This window comes from Oleiphilus sp. HI0125, from assembly GCF_001635355.1.
Window position 1 is genome coordinate 1 of sequence record NZ_LWGF01000899.1, and the last position, 1,218, is coordinate 1,218.

Annotated in this window: 1 protein-coding gene; it reads left to right on the forward strand. The window is 43.3% G+C overall.

Features of this window, described 5'->3' with window-relative positions; genetic code table 11:
• The first annotated feature begins 185 nt into the window (after positions 1-185).
• Positions 186-1,016, forward strand: a complete 831-nt coding sequence (locus tag A3762_RS15395) for an outer membrane protein assembly factor BamD (protein WP_068756464.1) — start codon at positions 186-188, stop codon at positions 1,014-1,016.
• Positions 1,017-1,218 lie beyond the last annotated feature (202 nt).

Below are 1,218 nucleotides of genomic sequence, written 5' to 3' on the forward strand. Positions count from 1 at the left end.
TATCAATTACAAAATCCGCTTCTACGCTCTCGCGTGTATGCTCACTCATCTTCTATTCCGTGCAGTAGGACTCTTACGATACAGCCCAAAGTTATGACATAATCGACGCATTATAGCTGTGTTCATCCAAATCCTTTAAACAAATATTGATCATGGCCCGGTAAACACGAAGAGAAACATCAACTATGCCCCAGTGGATCAAACACTGTTTAATCATCGTATTAAGCGCCACGATTTTAGCTGCATGCAGCTCAGCACCAAAAAAAGAATCCAGTGAAAAAGAACTTTACGAAGCCGCTAAGAAATCGATCAAGCTTCGTAACTTCCAACAAGCAACGCTAGCGCTCGAAGAACTCGAATCACGCTTCCCATTTGGGAAATATGCAGAGCAAGCACAGTTAGATTTAGTATATGCGCGTTACAGTGCGCTCGATCTAGATGGCGCTATCCTCGCGGCCGATCGCTTTATTCGACTGCACCCTCAAAGCCCTAACGTAGACTATGCGTACTATTTGCGAGGCGTTGCTAACTACAATCTTGATGGAGGCATCGCAACTCAATTTTTCACTGATGTTGATATCACATCTCGCGATCCGGGCAATATGCGAACAGCCTTCCAAGACTTCGCGCAACTCATCAATCAATATCCAGAAAGCCAATACGCGGCCGATGCTCGTAAACGGATGCTAATGATCCGAAACCGATTAGCTGCGTATGAATTGCATGCAGCCCGCTATTACATTCGTCGCGAAGCGTACACAGCTGCGGCAAATCGAGCGGCTTATGTCGTCGAAAATTTTCCTAGTAGCCCCGTCGTCGAAGAAGCATTAGCAATGATGGTGGAACTCTACGACGAAACAGGCTTACTAAAATTGAAAGAAGATGCTCTCACTGTATTGAAGGCTAACTACCCTGAGGGAATCGCTTTCAATGACGATGGATCATTTAAAAAGCAGTTTATTCAGAAGGAAAGTCGATCACTCTTAAGCGTGATTTCTTTTGGGTTCTTAGAATAAAAACCTTTCAAGATATCAAAACAGGGCATGAATTTAATATCACCCTGAGTGACTGACAAACAATAGGTGTAAAGTATGGTCAGCAAATCAGAAATTCTTACAGAGATGCATGTGCAACCTGAGATCGATGTAAATGTCGAAATTGAACGTCGTACAAACTTTATCAAACAAACACTAAATGCCGCCGGCCAAAAAACTTTAG

Coding starts and splice junctions, on each gene's coding strand:
- A3762_RS15395 (WP_068756464.1), top strand. CDS start 186: ATGCCCCAGTGGATCAAACACTGTTTAATCATCGTATTAAGCGCCACG.